General features: G+C 66.7%; 17 protein-coding genes and 3 tRNA genes. 8 read left to right on the top strand and 12 right to left on the bottom strand.

Annotated elements, in window-relative coordinates; translation table 11 throughout:
• Positions 1 to 8: 8 nt before the first annotated feature.
• The 4 genes from AB0N75_RS13025 to gltX form a co-directional block, all read right to left on the bottom strand.
• Positions 9 to 84: transfer RNA gene (locus AB0N75_RS13025), tRNA-Glu, on the bottom strand.
• 51 nt (positions 85 to 135) lie between these two features.
• A tRNA-Glu gene (locus tag AB0N75_RS13020) sits at positions 136 to 208 on the bottom strand.
• Positions 209 to 270: 62 nt separating this feature from the next.
• Positions 271 to 342, bottom strand: a tRNA-Gln gene (locus AB0N75_RS13015).
• 144 nt (positions 343 to 486) lie between these two features.
• Entirely contained in the window at positions 487 to 1,986 is a 1,500-nt protein-coding gene (gltX, locus tag AB0N75_RS13010) for a glutamate--tRNA ligase (protein WP_364650394.1), read from the bottom strand.
• 126 nt (positions 1,987 to 2,112) lie between these two features.
• On the opposite strand from gltX, the gene AB0N75_RS13005 reads away from it, so the two are divergent.
• Positions 2,113 to 3,372, top strand: coding sequence for a transposase family protein (locus AB0N75_RS13005; RefSeq protein WP_364650391.1), 1,260 nt, complete (start codon positions 2,113 to 2,115; stop codon positions 3,370 to 3,372).
• Positions 3,373 to 3,472: 100 nt separating this feature from the next.
• Here the strand turns inward: AB0N75_RS13005 and AB0N75_RS13000 are convergent, their stop codons facing one another.
• Genes AB0N75_RS13000 through AB0N75_RS12990 form a run of 3 tightly spaced genes read right to left on the bottom strand, consistent with a single transcriptional unit; the run spans position 3,473 to position 5,286 of the window.
• Positions 3,473 to 3,673, bottom strand: coding sequence for a hypothetical protein (locus AB0N75_RS13000; protein ID WP_364650389.1), 201 nt, complete (start codon positions 3,671 to 3,673; stop codon positions 3,473 to 3,475).
• Positions 3,674 to 3,678: 5 nt separating this feature from the next.
• Positions 3,679 to 4,452, bottom strand: coding sequence for a fumarylacetoacetate hydrolase family protein (locus AB0N75_RS12995; protein WP_364650387.1), 774 nt, complete (start codon positions 4,450 to 4,452; stop codon positions 3,679 to 3,681).
• Positions 4,453 to 4,503: 51 nt separating this feature from the next.
• Complete coding sequence (locus AB0N75_RS12990) at positions 4,504 to 5,286, bottom strand: MBL fold metallo-hydrolase (RefSeq protein WP_364650384.1); 783 nt, start codon at positions 5,284 to 5,286, stop codon at positions 4,504 to 4,506.
• Positions 5,287 to 5,442: 156 nt separating this feature from the next.
• On the opposite strand from AB0N75_RS12990, the gene AB0N75_RS12985 reads away from it, so the two are divergent.
• Positions 5,443 to 5,916, top strand: coding sequence for a hypothetical protein (locus AB0N75_RS12985; RefSeq protein ID WP_364650381.1), 474 nt, complete (start codon positions 5,443 to 5,445; stop codon positions 5,914 to 5,916).
• A 105-nt stretch (positions 5,917 to 6,021) separates the two neighbouring features.
• Complete coding sequence (locus tag AB0N75_RS12980; protein WP_364650378.1) at positions 6,022 to 6,642, top strand: hypothetical protein; 621 nt, start codon at positions 6,022 to 6,024, stop codon at positions 6,640 to 6,642.
• Between the two features lie 166 nt (positions 6,643 to 6,808).
• On the opposite strand, the gene AB0N75_RS12975 is transcribed toward AB0N75_RS12980, so the two are convergent.
• From AB0N75_RS12975 to AB0N75_RS12965, 3 genes are all read right to left on the bottom strand, one after another.
• Complete coding sequence (locus AB0N75_RS12975) at positions 6,809 to 7,186, bottom strand: DUF1304 family protein (RefSeq protein WP_364650375.1); 378 nt, start codon at positions 7,184 to 7,186, stop codon at positions 6,809 to 6,811.
• 87 nt (positions 7,187 to 7,273) lie between these two features.
• Positions 7,274 to 8,377: a branched-chain amino acid aminotransferase gene (locus tag AB0N75_RS12970; RefSeq protein ID WP_364650372.1), complete on the bottom strand. Its 1,104-nt coding sequence runs from the start codon at positions 8,375 to 8,377 to the stop codon at positions 7,274 to 7,276.
• Positions 8,378 to 8,442: 65 nt separating this feature from the next.
• Positions 8,443 to 9,507 (bottom strand): 3-isopropylmalate dehydrogenase, encoded by a 1,065-nt coding sequence (locus AB0N75_RS12965; protein WP_364650369.1) that lies wholly within the window; start codon positions 9,505 to 9,507, stop codon positions 8,443 to 8,445.
• Positions 9,508 to 9,802: 295 nt separating this feature from the next.
• On the opposite strand from AB0N75_RS12965, the gene AB0N75_RS12960 reads away from it, so the two are divergent.
• Together AB0N75_RS12960 and AB0N75_RS12955 are read left to right on the top strand one after the other, a co-directional pair.
• Complete coding sequence (locus AB0N75_RS12960; protein ID WP_364650366.1) at positions 9,803 to 10,984, top strand: histidine kinase; 1,182 nt, start codon at positions 9,803 to 9,805, stop codon at positions 10,982 to 10,984.
• A gap of 171 nt (positions 10,985 to 11,155) precedes the next feature.
• The gene (locus AB0N75_RS12955; protein ID WP_364650363.1) at positions 11,156 to 11,857 is read left to right on the top strand and encodes a response regulator transcription factor; all 702 of its coding nucleotides are present in this window, start codon (positions 11,156 to 11,158) and stop codon (positions 11,855 to 11,857) included.
• Positions 11,858 to 11,921: 64 nt separating this feature from the next.
• Here the strand turns inward: AB0N75_RS12955 and AB0N75_RS12950 are convergent, their stop codons facing one another.
• Positions 11,922 to 13,052, bottom strand: coding sequence for an LCP family protein (locus AB0N75_RS12950; RefSeq protein WP_364650361.1), 1,131 nt, complete (start codon positions 13,050 to 13,052; stop codon positions 11,922 to 11,924).
• 376 nt (positions 13,053 to 13,428) lie between these two features.
• Between AB0N75_RS12950 and AB0N75_RS12945 the strand changes: the two genes are divergently transcribed.
• Both AB0N75_RS12945 and AB0N75_RS12940 read left to right on the top strand, forming a co-directional pair.
• Entirely contained in the window at positions 13,429 to 14,202 is a 774-nt protein-coding gene (locus tag AB0N75_RS12945) for an ABC transporter ATP-binding protein (RefSeq protein ID WP_364650358.1), read from the top strand.
• A gap of 3 nt (positions 14,203 to 14,205) precedes the next feature.
• A complete protein-coding gene (locus tag AB0N75_RS12940; protein ID WP_364650355.1) occupies positions 14,206 to 16,722 on the top strand; it encodes an ABC transporter permease in 2,517 nt (838 codons plus the stop codon).
• A 232-nt stretch (positions 16,723 to 16,954) separates the two neighbouring features.
• Here the strand turns inward: AB0N75_RS12940 and AB0N75_RS12935 are convergent, their stop codons facing one another.
• Positions 16,955 to 17,281 (bottom strand): cupin domain-containing protein, encoded by a 327-nt coding sequence (locus AB0N75_RS12935; RefSeq protein ID WP_364650352.1) that lies wholly within the window; start codon positions 17,279 to 17,281, stop codon positions 16,955 to 16,957.
• A 180-nt stretch (positions 17,282 to 17,461) separates the two neighbouring features.
• Here AB0N75_RS12935 and AB0N75_RS12930 point away from each other — a divergent pair, with 180 nt between their 5' ends.
• On the top strand, positions 17,462 to 18,868 hold the full coding sequence (locus AB0N75_RS12930) for an APC family permease (RefSeq protein WP_364650349.1): 1,407 nt from the start codon (positions 17,462 to 17,464) through the stop codon (positions 18,866 to 18,868).
• Positions 18,869 to 18,928: the final 60 nt, after the last annotated feature.

Here is an 18,928-nt window from a genome sequence, read left to right as displayed (position 1 = left end):
CCGGTTGTTGGTGACCCCAGCGGGATTCGAACCCGCGTTACCGCCGTGAGAGGGCGGCGTACTAGGCCGCTATACGATGGGGCCGCATAGCTTGCACTGTTGAAAGGCCGGTGCTGCCTTGTCCTGCTAGGACAGTGACCCCAGCGGGATTCGAACCCGCGTTACCGCCGTGAGAGGGCGGCGTACTAGGCCGCTATACGATGGGGCCGTAGGTTTGTTTGGAGTTTGCCTCCGCACAATCCAGCCCCCGCGTAAGCGGAGGCCGTAGCGCTGGGATACCAGGACTCGAACCTAGAATGACGGTACCAGAAACCGTTGTGTTGCCAATTACACCATATCCCAATGGCACTTTCGGAGCCGATGGAAACGGGCTTTCGCCCATTCCTTAGCGCCTCAGCACGAGTAATTACTTTACCGGATGCCTGCTCGAAAGTGCAAAACGAGCAGCAAACGGACGGCTGGACCGCGCGCTGCTCCGATTCAGGCTTAGCCGCGGAACGACTTTAGCCGGGCGAGCGAGGACTCCTTGCCGAGGATCACCATGGACTCGAACAGCGGCGGAGAGATGCGCCGGCCCGAGACAGCTGTCCGGACCGGGCCGAAGGCCAGCCTTGGCTTAAGCCCCAGGCCATCGACCAGGGCCGCACGCAGCGCCGCCTGAATGTTCTCGGCCGTCCACTCTTGGACCGGCTCCAGCGCCGCCAACGCGGCGTCCAGCGCCTCGGTGAGGTTCTCCGGCAGCCCCTTGCGGGCGTCTTGCGCGACGTCGATCTCGTCGTCGTTCTTGAACAGGAAGGCGAGCATCTCCGGCGCTTCGCCCAGCAGCGTGATGCGCTCCTGGACCAGCGGCGCGGCATCCGCCAGAATCATCTGCTCACGTTCGTTCAGCATTTCGCCGACCAAGCCGGCGTGCTGCAGGTAGGGCACCAACCGGAGCTTGAAGTCACCCGGTTCCAGCAACCGGACGTGCGTGCCGTTGATGGCTTCGGCCTTTTTCAGGTCGAACCGGGCAGGATTGGCGAGCACGTCGTGGATGTCGAAGTTCTCCACCAACTGGTCAACGGTAAAGATGTCCTCGTCAGCGGACAGCGACCACCCCAACAGCGACAGGTAGTTCAGCAGCCCCTCGCGGATGAAGCCGCGTTCGCGGTGCAGGAAGAGGTTGGACTCCGGATCACGCTTGGACAGCTTCTTGTTGCCTTCGCCCATCACGTACGGCAAGTGGCCGAACAGCGGCATGTAGCGGGCGACGCCGATGTCTACCAACGCCCGGTAGAGCGCGATCTGACGCGGCGTCGAAGAGAGCAAATCTTCCCCGCGCAGCACGTGGGTAATGCCCATCAGCGCGTCGTCAACCGGATTGACCAGCGTGTAGAGCGGTTTGCCATTCGCCCGAACTACCACGAAGTCCGGGACGCTGCCGGCCTTGAACGTGATCTCGCCGCGGACCAGGTCCGCGAAGGTGATGTCTTCGTCCGGCATCTGCACCCGCAGCACCGGCTCCCGGCCTTCCGCCTTGAAAGCAGCGATCTGCTCCGGCGTCAGGTGCCGGTCGAAGTTGTCGTAGCCGAGCTTGATGTCGCGGCCAGCGGCGCGGTGCCGCTCCTCGACCTCCTCGGGGGTGGAGTAGGACTCGTAGACGTGGCCGCGCTCTTTGAGCTTGGCAATCACATCTTGGTAGATGTCCCCGCGCTGGGACTGCCGGTAGGGCTCGTGCGGGCCCCCGACTTCAACACCCTCGTCCCAGTCAATGCCCAGCCACTTCATGGCCTCCAGCAATTGCTGGTAGCTTTCCTCGCTGTCGCGGGCAGCATCGGTGTCCTCGATCCGGAACACCATGGTGCCGGCGGTGTGCCGGGCATAGGCCCAGTTGAACAGCGCGGTACGGATCAGGCCCACGTGCGGGGTGCCCGTGGGAGACGGGCAGAAGCGTACGCGGACAGGAGTTTCGTCGTCGACAGTGGGAATGGCAGCAGCATTAGTCATGATGGCATCCAGTTTAGTCTGCCGCGCCAGTCCCCGACGTGCCTCAGGTTCTTTGAGCGCTTGGGGTGGGTCGGTGCCTCAGGTTCTTTGAGCGCGTAGCCCCGGACCCGGGGCAGGCTTGATGATGTGGAAGGCAAGATTCCGATGGCTGCGCGCCGACAAGTTACGAACAAGCTCCGTACCGCGTATCGGACGGCATCCAAGACCGACCGGGGACGGATTCTCGACGAGGTGACGGCCACGACCGGGATGGGACGGTCCACCGCGCGGCGAATGCTGTCCGGCCCTGCGCTGCCGGACCCGGCCGCGCAGGTCGATAAACGGCGGTTGCGTCCAAAGGGGTACGGCGACGACTCGCGCCTGCTGCTGGAGCATGTCTGGGCCTTGATGGGATTCCCGTGCGGGAAGTACCTGGCCGTCATGGTCGAGCTCTGGCTGCCGCTGCTCCAAGCAGGAGGCGACCTCAAAAAACCGTTCGCGACACCGCAGGCGATCGCAGAGCTTCAGGCGATGAGTCCGGCCACGATCGACCGCTACCTGGCGCCTGCGCGGCGTGCCATGGAGCTGCGGGGCATTGCCACGACCACGCCGGCGCCGCTGCTGCGCAACTCGATCGGGCTGAGCAAGGCCGGCGACACACCGGCCACGACACCGGGGGTGATCGAGGCGGACACCGTCGCGCACTGCGGGCCCACCTTCGAGGGCGAATTCGCACGCACCCTGACGATGACGGACCTGGCCACCGGGTGGACCGAGAACGCCTCGATCCGCAACAACGCATCCAAATGGATCCTGCAGGCCGTCGGCGGCCTGCAGGACATGTTCCCGTTCCCGCTACGCGTGTTCGACTCCGATAACGGCTCCGAGTTCATCAATCATCGAGTCGCAGACTGGCTCCAGGAACGCGACATCGCCCAGACCCGGTCACGGCCCTACAAGAAAAACGACCAAGCCACCGTCGAGTCAAAGAACAACCATGTCGTGCGCAAGCACGCGTTCTACTGGCGATACGACACCGCCGAGGAACTGACCCTGCTTGGCGAGCTCTGGCCACTGGTATCGCTGCGGCTGAACTTCTTCACCCCGACGAAGAAGCCGACTGGCTACGCCACCACCGCCGACGGCCGCCGTTCACGCCTCTACGACAAGCCGAAGACCCCGTGGCAGCGGGTAATCGATTCCGGGCTCCTCAACATCGAACACAGGCTCGCCATCCTCGGCCGGATCGAGGGAGTCAACCCGGCCGATCTGACCCGCCGGATCAACCAAATCCAGCTCCGGCTTATCGAGCTCTCTCAAGGGAAAACCGAGGCAATGACTGCCAGCCGGCACCTCGACATGGCATCCTTGGATCCGTCGATCCGTCGACTCCAAACAACCGAATGAACCCAAGCCCCTCGCGCTCACCAAACGTGAGGCACCAAATCACTCCACGCGCTCACTTTTCAATGAGGCACCTCGGTCCCCTGTTCCGGTCGAGCAGCCGCTATTCCGGGCGCCTGCTTCGGCCCAGCCAGGAGGAGATGAGCCGATACAGGTAAAAGAGCGCCAACAGGATTCCGACGGCGAGGAAGGTTGCCGTGAGCCAGCCGGGGCCGCCCAGATAGTGCGTGGCGCGGGCAGCCACGGAAAAGGTAGCCAGCGAACCGAGCGCAAAGACTGCGAACGACCGGCGGCTGGCACGCATGAAGATCAGCGGCGGGCCGTGTTCGAGAGCGTGCCGATGCCCTCGATCTCCACCTCGTAGCGCTGGCCGGCTTCGATGGTGCCGACGCCGGAGGGGGTGCCGGTCATAATCACGTCGCCGGGCAACAGCGTGAAGGCCTGGGAGGCATAGGAGACCAGTTCCTTGACGCCCCAGATCATCTGCGAGGTGTTCCCGTCCTGCTTGAGTTCGCCGTCGAGCCGGCCACGGATGGCCAGGTCTTCGGTGTCCAGTTCGGTTTCGATCCACGGACCGAGCGGGGCCGAGCCGTCGAAGCCCTTGGCGCGGGCCCACTGATTGTCGGTGCGCTGCGCGTCGCGTGCGGTGAGGTCGTTGCCGCAGGTGTAGCCGAAGATGACATCGCCCACCCGCTCCACCGGGACGTCCTTACAGATCCGTCCAATGATCACGCAGAGTTCCGCTTCGTAGGAGACCTCGTCGGAGAACTCGGGCAGCACCAGCGGCTCGTTCGGGCCGATCACCGACGTGTTGGGCTTGAGGAACATCAGCGGTGCTGCCGGGGTCTCATTGCCCATTTCCTTGATGTGTTCGGCGTAGTTGCGGCCGATGCCGATCACCTTGCTGCGCGGGATGATCGGAGCCAGCAGGCGGACGTCCTCGAGCTTGTGCCGGGCTCCCGTGGGCTGGACACCGTTGAAGAACGGGTCACCGGCGATGACGGTGACCTGCTCGCTACCCTCCTCGCCTTCGACGATGCCGTATTGGGGGTCAGAATCGAGGACAAACCGGGCTATACGCATGCGTTTAGCCTACTGGTTGCGAGTGCACGGATTCCAAGCGGAACAATCCGGTCAGCCGCGCAGGTACTCCAGTTGGGCCGCGACGGAGGCTTCGGCGGCCAGGCGGACGGCGGCGTCGATGTCTGTGTAGACGTGGTCGGTGACGTCATCGACGCTGGCGTCGGCACCGAGCTGCTCGAGGGCGGAGCGGATCTGGTCCAACCGTAGCTGCCGGTGGCTGGCGTACTCACGGCAAATGGCGGACAGGTCCGGCAGGGTTCCGCCGTGGGCCGGCAATACCTTGGCCGGGCCGAGGATCTCCAGCCGGGCCAACGACTCCAGGTAGGGGCCGAGCCGGCCGTCCGGGTAGGCAATGATGGTGGTCCCGCGCCCCAAGATGGTGTCGCCGGTGAGGACAGAGCCGTGCGGGCCGTCGGCGGGCAGCTGGAAACTGACCGAGTCGGCCGTGTGCCCCGGCGTCGCCAGAACGTGGATATCGACGCCGGCAGCCCGGATCACCTCGCCGTCACTTAGGGGTTCTGCACCGAAGCAGAGCGCGGCATCCAGCGCCCGCACGGGGGCGCCGGTCAGGTCATGGAAACGCTCGCTGGCCTCGGTGTGGTCGATGTGGTGGTGGGTGATCAGGACAAGCTCCACGTCGCCGGCGGCCGCCAATTCGGCCAAATGCACCTCATCCAGCGGACCCGGATCCACCACCGCCACTCCCCTGGTCTCCGGAGCAGCGATCAGATACGACTGCGTGCCGTCCAGGCTCATGGGACCCGGGTTCGGGGCCAACCGGTAGCGGGTCAGTTCGCTGCTGCGGACGAGAGCGGGATTCTGTTCAGCGGTCACAGAGCCATCCTCGCACCCTCCGGCCCCGCGCCGCAGAGTTGCTCATCCGAAGGCGCGCTCCGCCGTCGTAACATTCGCGCAATATGAAGGATTCGATTCATATTCCCTCAGATCGTGCGGAATGTGACATCGGTCGCATAGGCTAGGGGCCTGCACATGCCGCTGAGGGCGGCAAGACGATGGCTGGCGGATGCGCACATCACCAGCCGGACGGGGGAATCGGTGCTGGAGGAAGTTCACTCAACCTACGATGTGCAACTGGACGACGACGGGCTGCTGGTGCTGACGCTCCACCGCGGTCTCAGCGTCAGCGCCGAACTGGCGCAGCAGGTAGTTGACCGTCTCTTCGACCTGGTCGGCGAGCGGCGGGTGGTGATACTGCTGAAGATGGCCGGCGTGCGCTGGGCGACCGCGGAGGTGCGGTTGATCGCCCATACCTTTACGCCCTCACTCGCGGTGGCGGTGCTCGGCAGTGGGCCGGTAGACCGCGTGCTGGGGAACTTTTTCCTGCGGATATTCGCCGATGACGGTTGCTCCCGATACTTCGACGACGAGGCCGAAGCCCGCACCTGGCTGGCAGCTCATTCCGAACGCCTGCCCACCCTGGAAGTCGACGGGAGCGTCGTCTAGCTGCGGGCACCGGCGCGTGTGGCTGGGTTCATGGCGGAATTAGTTCGTGTGCAGCGGGGTTGCCCTGAGGGAACCATTGCTGCTGCACGATAGGAAGAATTCTCCATGGCGGAAACCAAGAACACCGTCTCGCTGGCGGACCTGCTGGCCGAGTACGACGAGGCCGAGCATGACCACGCCGCGGCCGAGCGCAATAGCGGGATGCAGCACATCCACAACCATGCCAACGGGGACATCGTATGGTTCCCCACCTGGCAGAAGAACCGCGAGACGACCGACTGGGACAACGCGGTCAACGAATTCACCGCGGAACTTGAGGCCGCGGCGGAAGGCGGTGCGGACCTCTCCAACGCTGCATCGGGCCTGCTGGCGGCACGGCAGCAGATCTTGCTGGAGCAGGCTGCGGACGCCGCGGATGCAAATGCGTTCATTCGCGAGAACCTAACCCGCTACCTGTCGGAGACGTGGGCACTCGGCGACGCCTACGCACTAAAGAGCGGGAAGGACCTTCCCGGGGCTGCCTCGCCGGCCGGAATCTTCGCGTCCTTCCCGTACCAGGTCTACGAGCGCGACGGCGGCAGCTTCGCCTCCGCGCTCTGGAACGATCTGGTGAATGCCCGGAAGAACCGGATTGCCGCCGAAGAAGCGGAGCGCAAGGCGCTGAAGCCGGTATCCAAAAAGGCCCGGAAGGCCGCCGAGCGCAAGGCCGCTGCCCGGAAACGGTAGCCGCACTGGCGGGGAGGGCCCGCCGGAAAGCCGAGCCCGTACCAACGGGGCGGGTGTCCTCTCCAAGGCGGGCCCGTACCGACGGCGGGTGTCCTCTTCAAGGCGGGCCCGTCCGGAAGGCGGGGTTCCTCCGAAAGGCTCGCCCCGCCGTCGTTCTCTTCCTGGGTTAGAACAGAAACAGCAGGAGGAGGACGATCAGCGGCAGGATCGCCTGGGCCAGGGCACTCTGCCAGAGGCGCCGTTCGGTGAACCACAGCACCGCGCCAAGGATCACGTGGGTGATGCAGGTGAAGACGATCATGGTCTCGCCGATGGCCGTCCTGCCGCCGGCGGCGATGAAGACCCCGGCGATGAGGACCAGCCCCCAGAGCATGTTGTAGAAGCCCAGGTTGATGGTCCAGAGCCGGACCGCTGCCACGTCCTGGGGTCGAATCAGGAACAGCTTGTGGAAGCGCGGGTCACGGAAGTAGAACGCCTCGGCGATCCCGACGGCGATCAGCACCAAACCGAAGATCACGGCAAGCAGGTAGGCCACCCCGGTCATGGACCCAGTGTGGCCCGTCCGGCAGCGGAAGGGAAGCGGTGCTCAGGCCAGCCTGGTGGGCCGGCCACGCCAGGCAGGTGAGCCAGCCTACGCCAGGCGGGTGAGCCAGCCGCGCGAGTCCTCCACAGCGCCGGTCTGGATGCCGAGCAGTTCCTCCCGGATGGACATGGCAACTTCGCCGGAGCCGGCGCTCGGCGACGCAATGGACCAGCCGTCCGCCTTCAGCTCGCCGATCGGGGTGATCACGGCGGCGGTGCCGCAGGCGAAGGCCTCGGTAATGTCACCGGCGGCCACGCCGTCGCGCCATTCGTCGATGGTGATCTTGCGTTCCTGCACGTCCAGGCCGCGGTCCTTGGCCAGCTCGATCACTGAGGAGCGGGTGACGCCGTGCAGGATGTGGCCGTTGAGTTCCGGGGTGACCAGGCTGCCGTCCTTGAAGACGAAGAACACGTTCATGCCGCCGAGTTCCTCGATGGCGTTGTCGTTGAACTTGTCCAGGAAGAGCACCTGCTGGCAGCCGTTGGCTTCGGCTTCCAGCTGGGCGGCCAGCGACGCGGCGTAGTTGCCGCCGCACTTGGCCTCGCCGGTGCCGCCTTCGCCGGCGCGGGAGTAGCGGTCGGAGAGCCAGATGGACACCGGCTTGAGCTCGCCGCCCCAGTAGTTGCCGGCCGGCGAAGCGATCACGCGGTAGGAAACCTCGTGGGCCGGGCGCACGCCCAGGAACGCCTCGGTGGCGATCATGAACGGGCGCAGGTACAGCGCCTCGCCGTCGCCCGTGGGAACCCAGGCCTTGTCCGTGGAGACCAGCTGGCGCAGCGACTCGATGAAGGTCTCTTCAGGCAGTTCCGGCAGCGCCAGCCGGCGGGCCGAGGTGTTGAGCCGGGCGGCGTTGGCCTCCGCGCGGAAGGTCCAGACGGATCCGTCGTCGTGCTGGTAGGCCTTCAGGCCCTCAAAAATCTCCTGGCCATAGTGCAGCACCGCAGCGGCCGGATCCATCATGATGGGCCCGTAGGGCTCGATCCGCGCATTCGACCAGCCGCCGTTGCCGTCGGCGCCGACCTTGTAGTCGACCACCGCAGTGTGGTCCGTGAAGTGTTTGCCGAAGCCCGGGTTCGCCAAAATGGCGGCGCGCTCCTCTGCACTCTTCGGACGGTCCGAAAGCTGCTGGGTGAATTCGAGGGTTTCAGTCATGGGTTCCTCCGCGGTGAGGGCACGCCCTTGTGCGTCAATAAATGGTTTTGGTTAGTAGCCGCTAACTAGCCTACTGCCAAAGCGGCGCTGATGGCATCGCCGATTTGCGCGGTGGTGCGGGAGGCACTCCCCCGGGCCGCGACGTCGTCCTCCACCGCCTTTTGCACGCGGGCGGCGGCGTCGGCAAGGCCCAGGTGCTCCAGCAGCAGCGCCACGGACAGGATGGCCGCGGTGGGGTCGGCCTTCTGCTGGCCGGCGATGTCCGGGGCCGAGCCGTGGACCGGTTCGAACATCGACGGCGCGGTGCGGTCCATGTTGATGTTGCCCGACGCGGCCAGGCCGATGCCGCCGGTGATCGCCGCGGCCAGGTCGGTGATGATGTCGCCGAACAGGTTGTCCGTGACGATCACGTCGAAGCGCGCCGGGTCGGTGACCATGAAAATGGTGGCCGCGTCGATGTGCAGGTAGTCGACGGCGACGTCCGGGAACTCCTCGCCGACGGTCTCCACGGTGCGCCGCCACAGGTGGCCGGCGTGGACCAGCACGTTGTGCTTGTGCACCAGCGTGAGCTTCTTGCGGCGGGCGGAGGCACGGCGGAAGGCATCGCGGACCAGACGCTCAACGCCGTAGGCGGTATTGACCGAAACCTCGGTGGCGATTTCGTGCGGCGTGCCAACGCGCAGCGCACCGCCGTTGCCCACGTACGGACCTTCGGTGCCTTCGCGGACGACGACGAAGTCCACCTCGCCCGGGTTCGCCAGCGGGCTGGACACCCCGGGCAGCAGCTTGGCCGGGCGCAGGTTCACGTAGTGGTCCAGCGAGAAGCGCAGCTTGAGCAGCATCTCGCGCTCGATGATGCCGGACGGGATGCGGGTGTCGCCGGGGGCGGCACCGACGGCGCCGAACAGGATGGCGTCATGCTTGCGGAGCTGCTCCAGGGTTTCCTCGGGCAGGGTCTCGCCGGTGGCCAGCCAGTGCTCGGCGCCCAGCGGGTACTCGGTCAGCTCGAAGGTGGCATCGCCGCCGGCAGTTGCCGCCTCGAGCACCTTCACCGCCTCCGCCACGACCTCGGGACCGATGCCGTCGCCGGGGATGACTGCCAGGGAGAATGCCTTAGTTGCTGCGCTCATGGATTCATTTTAGGGAGGGCGTCCACATTCTGGGCAAACCGTCCCATTATGTGAAATGGGAATCGGGACCATGGGCCCCCGCTCATCGACTATTCAGCAGGCGGCCGCTTCAGGGCCGAGAGGGCCGCCTGCTGAATAGTCGATGGGCGACCAGCGGGCTTGCTGCCCGCTGCCCGCTGCCCGCTGCCCGCTGCCCACTGCCCGCCGCCCGCCGCCCGCCGCCCGCCGCCCGGAACACAATCTCAGACCGCGGCATGACGCGGCGGCCGGCGCGGACATCCTAGAGTTGTGGATCATGGGCGTGCACCACAGAATCTACCGCTGGCTTCAGGCCAACACCGGCAAGGTCGACCTGATCCTGATGCTGCTGGCTTTGGTGGTGACTGTGCTGCCGTATTTGGCGATGGCCAATCTTGCGGCCTTCGCGTTGTCCGCGCTCCTGGTTGTCCCTCTCGCGTGGCGCCGCACGTATGCCTGGCAGTCCGGCTTGGCCGTGGCGGCGGCTGCGCTGCTCAACGTGGCCTTCATCGGCGAACCAGTGCCCGCACACGTGTTTGTCCTGGTCACCGTCTACTCCTTGGCAGCCTACGGCCCCCGCTGGGCCAGTTTGGGCGGCCTGGTGCTGGCGCTCCTAGGCGGCGTGATGTTCGTGGTGCGTTACGGAATCACCGACCCGTTCACCGGTGGCACCGCGCCGTACTACCTGCTCTCCCTCGTAGCGGTCGATGCCTTGGTGCTCGCCTGCTGGATGTTCGGCGACCTGGTGCGCAACCGCCGGCTTACCGTCCGGGCACTGGAGGACCGGGCCCGCCGGCTGGAGGTGGAACGGCAGCAGGAGCGCGATCTGGCCGCCGCGGATGAGCGCAGCCACATCGCCCGCGAGATGCATGACATCGTGGCGCATTCGCTGTCGGTCATCATCACGCAGGCGGACGGCGCCCGGTACGCCAGTGCAAAGGACCCGACCATTGCCACCGGCACCTTGGCCACCATCGCGGAAACCGGGCGCACGTCGCTGCAGGACATGCGGCGGCTGCTTGGCGTGTTGCGCGGGGACGAAATCGCTTCCACCCGGCCGTTGCCGACGCTGGCCGACGTGGAAACCCTGGTGGACACCGTGCGCCGCTCCGGGCTGGAGGTGCAGCTGCAGTATTTTGGCCAGCCAAGGCGCTTGATGCCCACGGGTGCCGAACTGACTGCATACCGGGTGGTGCAGGAAGGCCTGACCAACGTCCTGAAGCACGCCGGGCCCGGCGCCTCCGCGGAGGTCCGTCTGGCCTGGAGCGTCCGCGGCTTGGAACTGCAAATTAACGACGACGGCCGGGGCGCCGCGGCCGATCCGGCCACGGCGGGGAGCCAGCAGGGCCTCACCGGGATGGCCGAGCGGCTGGCGCTCTACGATGGAACGGTCGAAGCCGCACCCCGGACCGGCGGCGGATTCTCCGTCCGCGCCTTCATCCCGTACACCGAGTCCTGAGGCCCGACGCGTGACTTCCAACCTGCGCTCCCGGCGCCGGCGAAGGATTAGCCTCGGCGCGGCCCAATCCCGACCCAGAGCTGTCCCTCAGTCTCCGCCTTGCCCTGGAACCGTCAGTCCCCGGCGTGTTCCCCCTCAGACTTCTCATCAGCCCGAGCCAGAAAGATCCCGATGACCGACTCCCCTATCCGCGTGGCCCTCGTCGACGACCAGCAGCTGGTCCGCGGCGGCTTCAAGATGCTGATCAATTCCCAGCCGGACCTGGAGGTGGTGGCCGAGGCAGGCGATGGGCGCGAAGCCGTGGGCGCACTCGGGAAGGTGCGCGCCGACGTCGTGCTGATGGACGTGCGGATGCCGGGCATGGACGGGATTGAGGCGACCACCCGGCTGCTGGACACCGCCGCCGCGCAGCCGGCCGGATCGGACCGGGCGGAGCTGAAGGTGGTGGTGCTGACCACGTTCGACCTGGATGAGTACGCGCTGGCCGCCATCCAGGCCGGAGCCAGCGGGTTCCTGCTCAAGGACGCGCCGCCGGAGGAACTGCTGGGGGCCATCCGCACGGTGTACCGGGGCGACGCGGTGATCGCACCGTCCACCACCCGGCGGCTGCTGGAACACGTGGCACCGCTGCTGCGCACGCCGAGCCCGGCCGCCAGCCGCAGCCACGCGGCGGTCGAGTCGCTGACGCCGCGCGAGCGCGAAGTGTTCACGCTGATCGCCGAGGGCCTGTCCAACCCGGAGATCGCCGGGCAGCTGTTCCTGTCCGAGGCGACGGTGAAGACCCATGTGGGCCACATCCTGGCCAAGCTCAACGCGCGCGACCGGGTGCAGGCCGTGCTGATCGCCTACGAAACCGGTGTTGTTGCGCCCTAGCGCACGGCCCGCGGGCCACTTTCGGGCAGCGGTCCCCGGCCGGGGAACCGATCGCGTGCGCGGGCTACAGGTTGCCGTCGGCGAAGGAGTCGAAGATCTTGCGGGTCGGGGCGTCCATCGGCAGCATGTACTGGCCGTCGGCGCTGTAGCCGAAGCCGGGTTCGGGGACTGCGCCGCCCACCTTGGAAGGATCCGTCTTGTAGACCCAGGCGCCCAGCGTCAGAGCCTGTTCGGCGCTCAAGTTGGTTTCCACCAGCGGATCGACGGCGTCGAGCAGGTCGACCAGTCCGGCCGGTCCGTTCAGCTTGGCCAAGGCGGCGAATCCGGCCAGCAGGACGCCCTGGTGCGCCGAACGGCCGAAGTCCCCGTTGCTCAGTGTCTTCCGCTCGCGGGCATATTCCAGCGCGGCGTCGCCGTCGAGCTTGCTCTCCCCCGCCTTGACGCCGAGCACCGGAATCGGCGCGTCGATGGTGACGCCGCCTATTTCATCGACCAGTTTTTCGAAGCCCTTGAAACCGGTGAGGACGTAGCCCTCCACCTTCAGGCCTGTCACGTCCGCCACAACCTTCTGCTGCGCCTCGGGCCCACCCTGCATCATGGCCGCGTTGATTTTGGCCTGTCCGCCCTTGGGCATGTCCACCCACAGATCGCGCGGAATGCCGAGGACGCCGCCCCCGCCCTTGCCGTCCACGCCAACCACCTGCAGGGCATCGGCTCGTGCTGTGCGAACTTTTTCGCCCTTGCTCTTCTGGGCGTCGGAGCCCATGAGCAGCACGTGCCGCTTGCCGCCGAGCACCGCTTTCTTGACGTCCAGCGACGGCCACCAGCCGCCGACCGCGGTCCACGTGCCGTCCTTTTCGACGGCGAGGGTCACGTCCTTGTCCGACGTCAGGACGGCCATCTTCTGCTTGTTCCATTCGCCCGTGGCCGCCTTCACGGTGATCTTGCTGTCGACCGGTTTGCGGTCCGCGAGCGCAGCCGCGGTTCGCTTGTTGGCCTTCAGGTCGCCGCCCTCGTAGATCGCGGTGGCCAGTTTGGCCAGCTCGGCCGGCATCTTCCCCGTCTCCACCCCTGAGGTCGGTGTGGGCGATGCCGTGGCCGACGTCAGCGGGCGGGCCGGCTCTTCCTTTGCGGCGCAGCCGGTCAGGACCAGCAAGGAGACAAGGGGCAGCGTGGCAATCCGGGCAAGCTTCATGGCTCCATATTCCATGCTTCAGCGCCCGGAGCACAAAGGTTTCACCAATTGCGGCGTGTCTCGGGCTATGAGGCCCTGCTTTGCGGGGCGGGGCTTCGGGGCCGGGGCCGGGCTCCGCACCGGCCTCCACGCCGGTCTCCACGCACTCGCTGGCGCTCGCTTGGTCGACCACCGAGGGCGTCGCTGGCGCTCGCTTGGTCGACCACCGGGGGGGGTGTCGCTGGCGCTCGCTTGGTCGACCACCGAGGGCGTCGCTGGCGCTCGCTTGGTCGACCACCGCGGGGAGGCTTCTCCACCCTGGGTATGAGCGATGCGGCCGGGAAGACCAGCCCGGCGGCTGATCCGCTCGGGGGTGCCGGTTCCATAGCGTAGGGGTATGACCACAAGAACTGAGCAATCACTCGCCGGCGCAGGCCCGGACGGCGCCGCCTCGGCCGCGGGCACGCGCGGCCTGAACAAGACCTACGGCACCGGGGATACCCGCGTGCACGCCCTCAAGGATGTGGACGCCAGCTTTGACGCCGGCAAGTTCACCGCGATTATGGGTCCGTCCGGATCCGGCAAATCCACGCTGATGCACTGCCTGGCCGGGCTGGACACCGCCGATTCGGGCAACATCTGGATCGGCGGCACGGAGATTACCGGGCTCAACGACTCGCAGCTGACCAAGCTGCGCCGGGAGCGCGTCGGGTTCGTGTTCCAGGCCTTCAACCTGGTGCCCACGCTGACCGCGGAGCAGAACATCACGCTGCCCATCTCGCTGTCCAACGGCACGGTGGACAAGGAGTGGTTCGGCTACGTCACCAAGACGCTTGGTCTGACCGACCGGCTGGCGCACCGTCCGCACGAGCTGTCCGGCGGACAGCAGCAACGCGTGGCCGTGGCCCGGGCGCTGCTGACCCGCCCGGACGTGGTGTTCGGCGACGAGCCCACCGGCAACCTCGACTCGAAGGTGGGCGCCGAGGTGCTCTCGCTGCTGCGCCGGTCCTGCCAGGAGATGGGCCAGTCCATCATCATGGTCACTCACGATCCGGTGGCCGCCTCCTACGCGGACCGGGTGGTACTGATGAACGACGGCGCCCTGGTCGGCGAGCTGGACCGCCCGGACACCGACACGATCCTGGCCGCGCTGGCCAAGCTGGGGGCGTAGGCCATGTTGCAGGTAGCACTCGCACAGCTGCGGCAACACGCACGGCGGTTCATCGCCGTCGGACTCGCCGTGGTGATGGCGGTCGGTTTCCTGACCGCCACGCTGATGGTCAATGCTTCCACCGAGGCATCGCTGGGCAACAGCATCGGGGCTAACTTCCGCAACGCGGACCTGGTGGTTTCGGAGGGCCCGGACAAGCCGCTGGGTGCCTCCGCGCTCGATGCGGTGACCGGCGCGGCCGGGGTGGGCAACGTGTATGCGCATCAGCAGGCGTCCATCGCTTTCGGCACCGCCGCCGAGGCCAGTTACGGCGCGTTGCAGAACACCGCGCCGGCCGGGCTGGAAAACCTGGAACTGCTGGACGGCGCGCTGCCGGGCGACGGCGAGGTGGCGGTGGACGCCGAAACCGCGGAAAAACAGGAACTCTCCGTGGGCGACAAACTGGAACTGGCTCCGGCAGCCGGCATGGTCGCCGCCGAGGACGTGGCTGCCGCCGGGACCACACTGACGGTCTCCGGCATCGTCAAGCTGTCCAAGGACCCGTTCATGATGGGCCAGCCGCAGCTCTTCGCCACTGACGCCCTGCAGCAGCAGGTGGCGGGCGCGGACAATTCGTGGCTGCGCACTATCCAGGTTGATCTGGCCGATGGCGCTGACACCGCCGCCGTCAAGGAATCGGTATCCGCTGCGCTGGCCGACGCGGGGTTCCCGGAAGCCTCGGTGAACACCGCCGCCGAGCAGACCAAGGCAGTGGTGGCCAGCCTGACCGGCGGCGCCGACCAGCTGACCATTGTCCTGCTGGCGTTCGCGCTGGTGGCGCTGCTGGTCTCCGCCCTGGTGGTGGCCAACACCTTCTCGGTGCTGATTGCCCAGCGGACCCGCGAACTGGCGCTGCTGCGCTGCATCGGTGCCGACCGCGGGCAGATCCGCCAGTCGGTGCTGGCCGAGGCCGTGCTGGTGGGCATCACCGCCTCGGTGGTGGGCGTGCTCGGCGCCGTGGGCCTGATGGCCGGCATCATCGCCGTGCTCCAGCGGCAGCCCGACACAGAGTTCGCCACGCTGGCCGTTCCGCCGTCCGCCGTCATCGTCGGTCTGGTGGTTGGCATCCTGATGACGGTGATGGCCGCGCTGGCCCCGGCCCGCGCCGCCACGCGCGTGGCCCCGCTGGCCGCGCTGCGCCCGGCGGACGAGGCACGTGCCGGCAACAGCAAAGGCAAGGTCCGGCTAGCGGTGGGCCTCGCACTCGCAGTGGGAGGCGCCGTCGTGCTCGCGCTGGGCGCGGTCTCCGCGGACCTGCTGATCGCCCTGCCCGGCGGCATGCTGTCCTTCATCGGGCTGCTGATGTGTGCCACGCTGTTCGTCCCGCCGCTGGTCACCGCCGTCGGCACCTTGGCGAAGCCGGCCGGCGTGCCGGGCAAACTGGCCGCGGTCAACGCCGTGCGCAACCCCGGCCGAACGTCCGCGACCGCCACGGCGCTGCTGATCGGCGTGACCCTGGTGGCGATGATGATGACCGGCGCGCAGACCGCGCGGACCGCCTTCGACGGCCAGTTGGGCGCGGAGTACCCGGTGGACCTCTCCATCGGCGACCTCACGTCGGCGGGGCGGCCGCTGGATTCATCGGCGGCAACCAACGCTTTGAATTACGACGGCGTGGCGGCCGCCGGTCTGGTCACGAACGGCGGTTACGCCGAGGTGCACGGGGCGCGCACCGGGGTGTACCAGCTGGCGCCGGAGCAGCTGGACCTGCTGCAGGACAAGACAATGGTGCTGGACGAGAACACCGTGCTGATGCCGCAGGACTCCGAGCTGAAGACGTTGACCGTCACCGGCAGCAAAGGCTCCAAGGAGCTGACCGTGGTGGAGGCCGACAGCCGGACGCTGCCGCCGCTGATCTCCTCCGCCGTGGCCGCGGAGATCGGCGTGCCGGAACTGCCGGCTGCCGACAGCGAGGACTATTACTCGTCCTTGCCGCAGCTGTGGGTCTCGGTGGACCGCGATCTTGATTCCTGGGCGCTGCTCGACCTGCGCAGCCAACTGGCCGCGGGACTGGGCGTGAACGAATACCAGATTTCCGGCGCCGCGATGGAACGGGCCGCCTTCAACCAGGTGATCGATGTGCTGCTGCTGGTGGTGACCGGGCTGCTGGCCGTGGCCGTGCTGATCGCGCTGGTCGGTGTGGCCAACACCCTCTCTCTCTCAGTGCTGGAGCGCACCCAGGAGTCCTCGCTGCTCCGGGCGCTGGGACTCACCAAGTCGCAACTGCGCGGCATGCTGGCGTTGGAGGCCGTGCTGATCGCCGGCGTCGCCGCACTGATTGGCGCGGTGCTGGGCGCGGTGTACGGCTGGCTGGGTGCGCAGTCAGCGCTGGGGGCGTTCGCCACCGTGGTGCCGGATGTCCCGTGGCTGCAACTGCTGGCCGTGCTGGCCGTCGCCGTGGTGGCCGGGCTGCTGGCCTCCGTGATGCCGGCCCGCCGCGCCGCCCGGCTCTCCCCCGTGGAAGGCCTGGCCACGGTGTAGCCGGGACTGGAGGCAACCGGGGCCGGAGGCAGCCAAGCCGGGACACCGCCGTCGTCGCCCTCCTTCAAAAGCGGGCCACCCGCCGTCCCCGCCGTCGCCCCATCGAAGAGCCAGCAGGCGTCCTTCTCATGCTCGAGAAGGACGCCTGCTGAATAGTGCTTGGCGGCCGGTCATGGCTGGATGCGGTTCCGCCATCGCCAGAGGGCAACATGCCGGCCGGCGCGGTCCGGGCTCACCGTGCCCATTCGGTCTGCATCTGGGCGACGGGATGGATGTTGACCATCTTCACGCCGTCAGCGGTCGTGGCCGTGAATTCATGCCAGGTATGGGCGGGGATGACAATCACGGTCTCGCCCGTTGCATGGCCGGACTCGCCGTCGATAGTGAAGTCGATCTCGCCGTCGAGCAGGACAAAGATCTCTTCATACGGGTGGCGGTGGCGTTCGGCGCCGCGGGAGTTGACGAAGAAGGACGCATGCGCGCCGTGTTCCGATCCGTGGAAGACGGCGGCGCCCGCGTCGGGCCGCAGGCTGGCGAGCGACAGCGTCTGGTAAGTCATCGGCATATCCTTCCGCACGGGAGTAGCCGACACTCTACCGATTGGGCGGCCGCGGGCCTAGGGAACACCAATGAGGGCCCGCTCCTCCCCGCGCGGCTTCGCTCCGCAGACATCGTTTGTGACGAGTGCTACGTTGGCCCCATAGACCAGCGACTAGCACCGCGTGGACGGAGGTCGATCGTGAGTGAATCCACCGCAACCGAACAGCAGCCGGAGCTGAAGAGGGCCATCGGCACCAAACTTCTGCTGCTCTTCATCGTGGGCGACATCCTGGGAACCGGCGTCTATGCTCTGACCGGGCAGGTGGCCGGCGAAGTGGGCGGCGCGGCCTGGGCTCCCCTGCTGCTAGCGTTCATCGTTGCCACCATCACCGCGTTCTCCTATCTGGAGTTGGTCACGAAATACCCGCAGGCGGCGGGCGCCGCGCTCTACACGCACAAGGCTTTCGGGATCCACTTCCTCACCTTTCTGGTGACCTTCGCCGTGCTCAGTTCCGGCATCACATCCGCCTCCACCGCCGCCAAGTTCCTGGGCGAGAACTTCATTGCCGGGTTCAATCTGGACTGGGACCAGACCGGGGTGACCTGGGTGGCCATTGTCTTCATGGCGGTGCTGGCTGCGATTAACTTCCGCGGCGTCAGCGAATCGGTGAAGTTCAACGTGGTGCTGACGCTGGTGGAGTTCACCGGCCTGCTGATCGTGATCTTGATCGGATTCTGGGCGATGAGCCAGGGCAATGTGGACTTCAGCCGGGTGATGGTCTTCGAAACCTCGAATGACAAGAGCGTTTTCCTCGCGATCACTGCCGCCACCTCGCTGGCCTTCTTCTCCTTTGTAGGCTTCGAGGATTCGGTCAACATGGCCGAAGAAACCAAGGATCCGTCCCGGATCTTCCCCAAAGTCATGCTTACCGGCCTCGGCATCACGGTGATTGTGTACCTGCTGGTGTCGATCACCGCCGTGGCCATTGTGCCGATCGGGCAGTTGTCAGAGAGCCCCACGCCGCTGCTGGAAGTCGTGCAGGTCGGGGCGCCGGGCCTGCCGGTGGACGTCATCTACCCGTTCCTGTCCATGTTCGCGGTGGCCAACACCGCACTGATCAACATGCTGATGGCCAGCCGTCTGCTCTACGGGATGGCCCGCCAGGACGTGCTGCCGCATTTCCTGGGCAAGGTGCACTCGAACCGCCGCTCCCCGTGGGCCTCGATCATTTTCACCACGCTCATCGCCTTTGTCCTGATTTTCGTGGTCACCAACGTGATGGGCGCCGAGACCGTGACCGCGCTGGGCGGCACCACCGCGCTGCTGCTGCTGGGTGTCTTCACGATTGTGAACCTGGCCGTGCTGGTGCTGCGCCGGAACCCGGTGGACCGCCAGCACTTCCGGACCCCCACGGTGCTGCCCTATCTGGGCATGTTCACCTGCCTCTTCCTGGTGGGGCCGTGGGCGCAGGATCCCATTGAGTACCAGATTGCCGGGCTGATGATCGGCCTCGGCTTGGTGCTGTGGGTGATCACCTGGCTGTGGAACCGGGGTGCCTACGGCAAGAGAACCAAGTTCCGCCACCCGGAGGAACTGGGCGAATGAGTGAGCGTATTTGTGGGTAAGGACAGTCTTAACCACGACGGCGGAATCCGTCCGCTTGAG

This window comes from Arthrobacter sp. NPDC089319 (assembly GCF_040684925.1).
Lineage (GTDB): Bacteria > Actinomycetota > Actinomycetes > Actinomycetales > Micrococcaceae > Crystallibacter.
This window is presented reverse-complemented; position numbering and strand designations above follow the sequence as displayed.

Bases quoted from the DNA above. Each gene is read 5' to 3' on its own strand.
- gltX (WP_364650394.1), bottom strand. From the start codon at position 1,986: ATGACTAATGCTGCTGCCATTCCCACTGTCGACGACGAAACTCCTGTC.
- AB0N75_RS13000 (WP_364650389.1), bottom strand. From the start codon at position 3,673: ATGCGTGCCAGCCGCCGGTCGTTCGCAGTCTTTGCGCTCGGTTCGCTG.
- AB0N75_RS12995 (WP_364650387.1), bottom strand. From the start codon at position 4,452: ATGCGTATAGCCCGGTTTGTCCTCGATTCTGACCCCCAATACGGCATC.
- AB0N75_RS12985 (WP_364650381.1), top strand. From the start codon at position 5,443: ATGCCGCTGAGGGCGGCAAGACGATGGCTGGCGGATGCGCACATCACC.
- AB0N75_RS12980 (WP_364650378.1), top strand. From the start codon at position 6,022: ATGGCGGAAACCAAGAACACCGTCTCGCTGGCGGACCTGCTGGCCGAG.
- AB0N75_RS12975 (WP_364650375.1), bottom strand. From the start codon at position 7,186: ATGACCGGGGTGGCCTACCTGCTTGCCGTGATCTTCGGTTTGGTGCTG.
- AB0N75_RS12970 (WP_364650372.1), bottom strand. From the start codon at position 8,377: ATGACTGAAACCCTCGAATTCACCCAGCAGCTTTCGGACCGTCCGAAG.
- AB0N75_RS12965 (WP_364650369.1), bottom strand. From the start codon at position 9,507: ATGAGCGCAGCAACTAAGGCATTCTCCCTGGCAGTCATCCCCGGCGAC.
- AB0N75_RS12960 (WP_364650366.1), top strand. From the start codon at position 9,803: ATGGGCGTGCACCACAGAATCTACCGCTGGCTTCAGGCCAACACCGGC.
- AB0N75_RS12955 (WP_364650363.1), top strand. From the start codon at position 11,156: ATGACCGACTCCCCTATCCGCGTGGCCCTCGTCGACGACCAGCAGCTG.
- AB0N75_RS12950 (WP_364650361.1), bottom strand. From the start codon at position 13,052: ATGAAGCTTGCCCGGATTGCCACGCTGCCCCTTGTCTCCTTGCTGGTC.
- AB0N75_RS12945 (WP_364650358.1), top strand. From the start codon at position 13,429: ATGACCACAAGAACTGAGCAATCACTCGCCGGCGCAGGCCCGGACGGC.
- AB0N75_RS12940 (WP_364650355.1), top strand. From the start codon at position 14,206: ATGTTGCAGGTAGCACTCGCACAGCTGCGGCAACACGCACGGCGGTTC.
- AB0N75_RS12935 (WP_364650352.1), bottom strand. From the start codon at position 17,281: ATGACTTACCAGACGCTGTCGCTCGCCAGCCTGCGGCCCGACGCGGGC.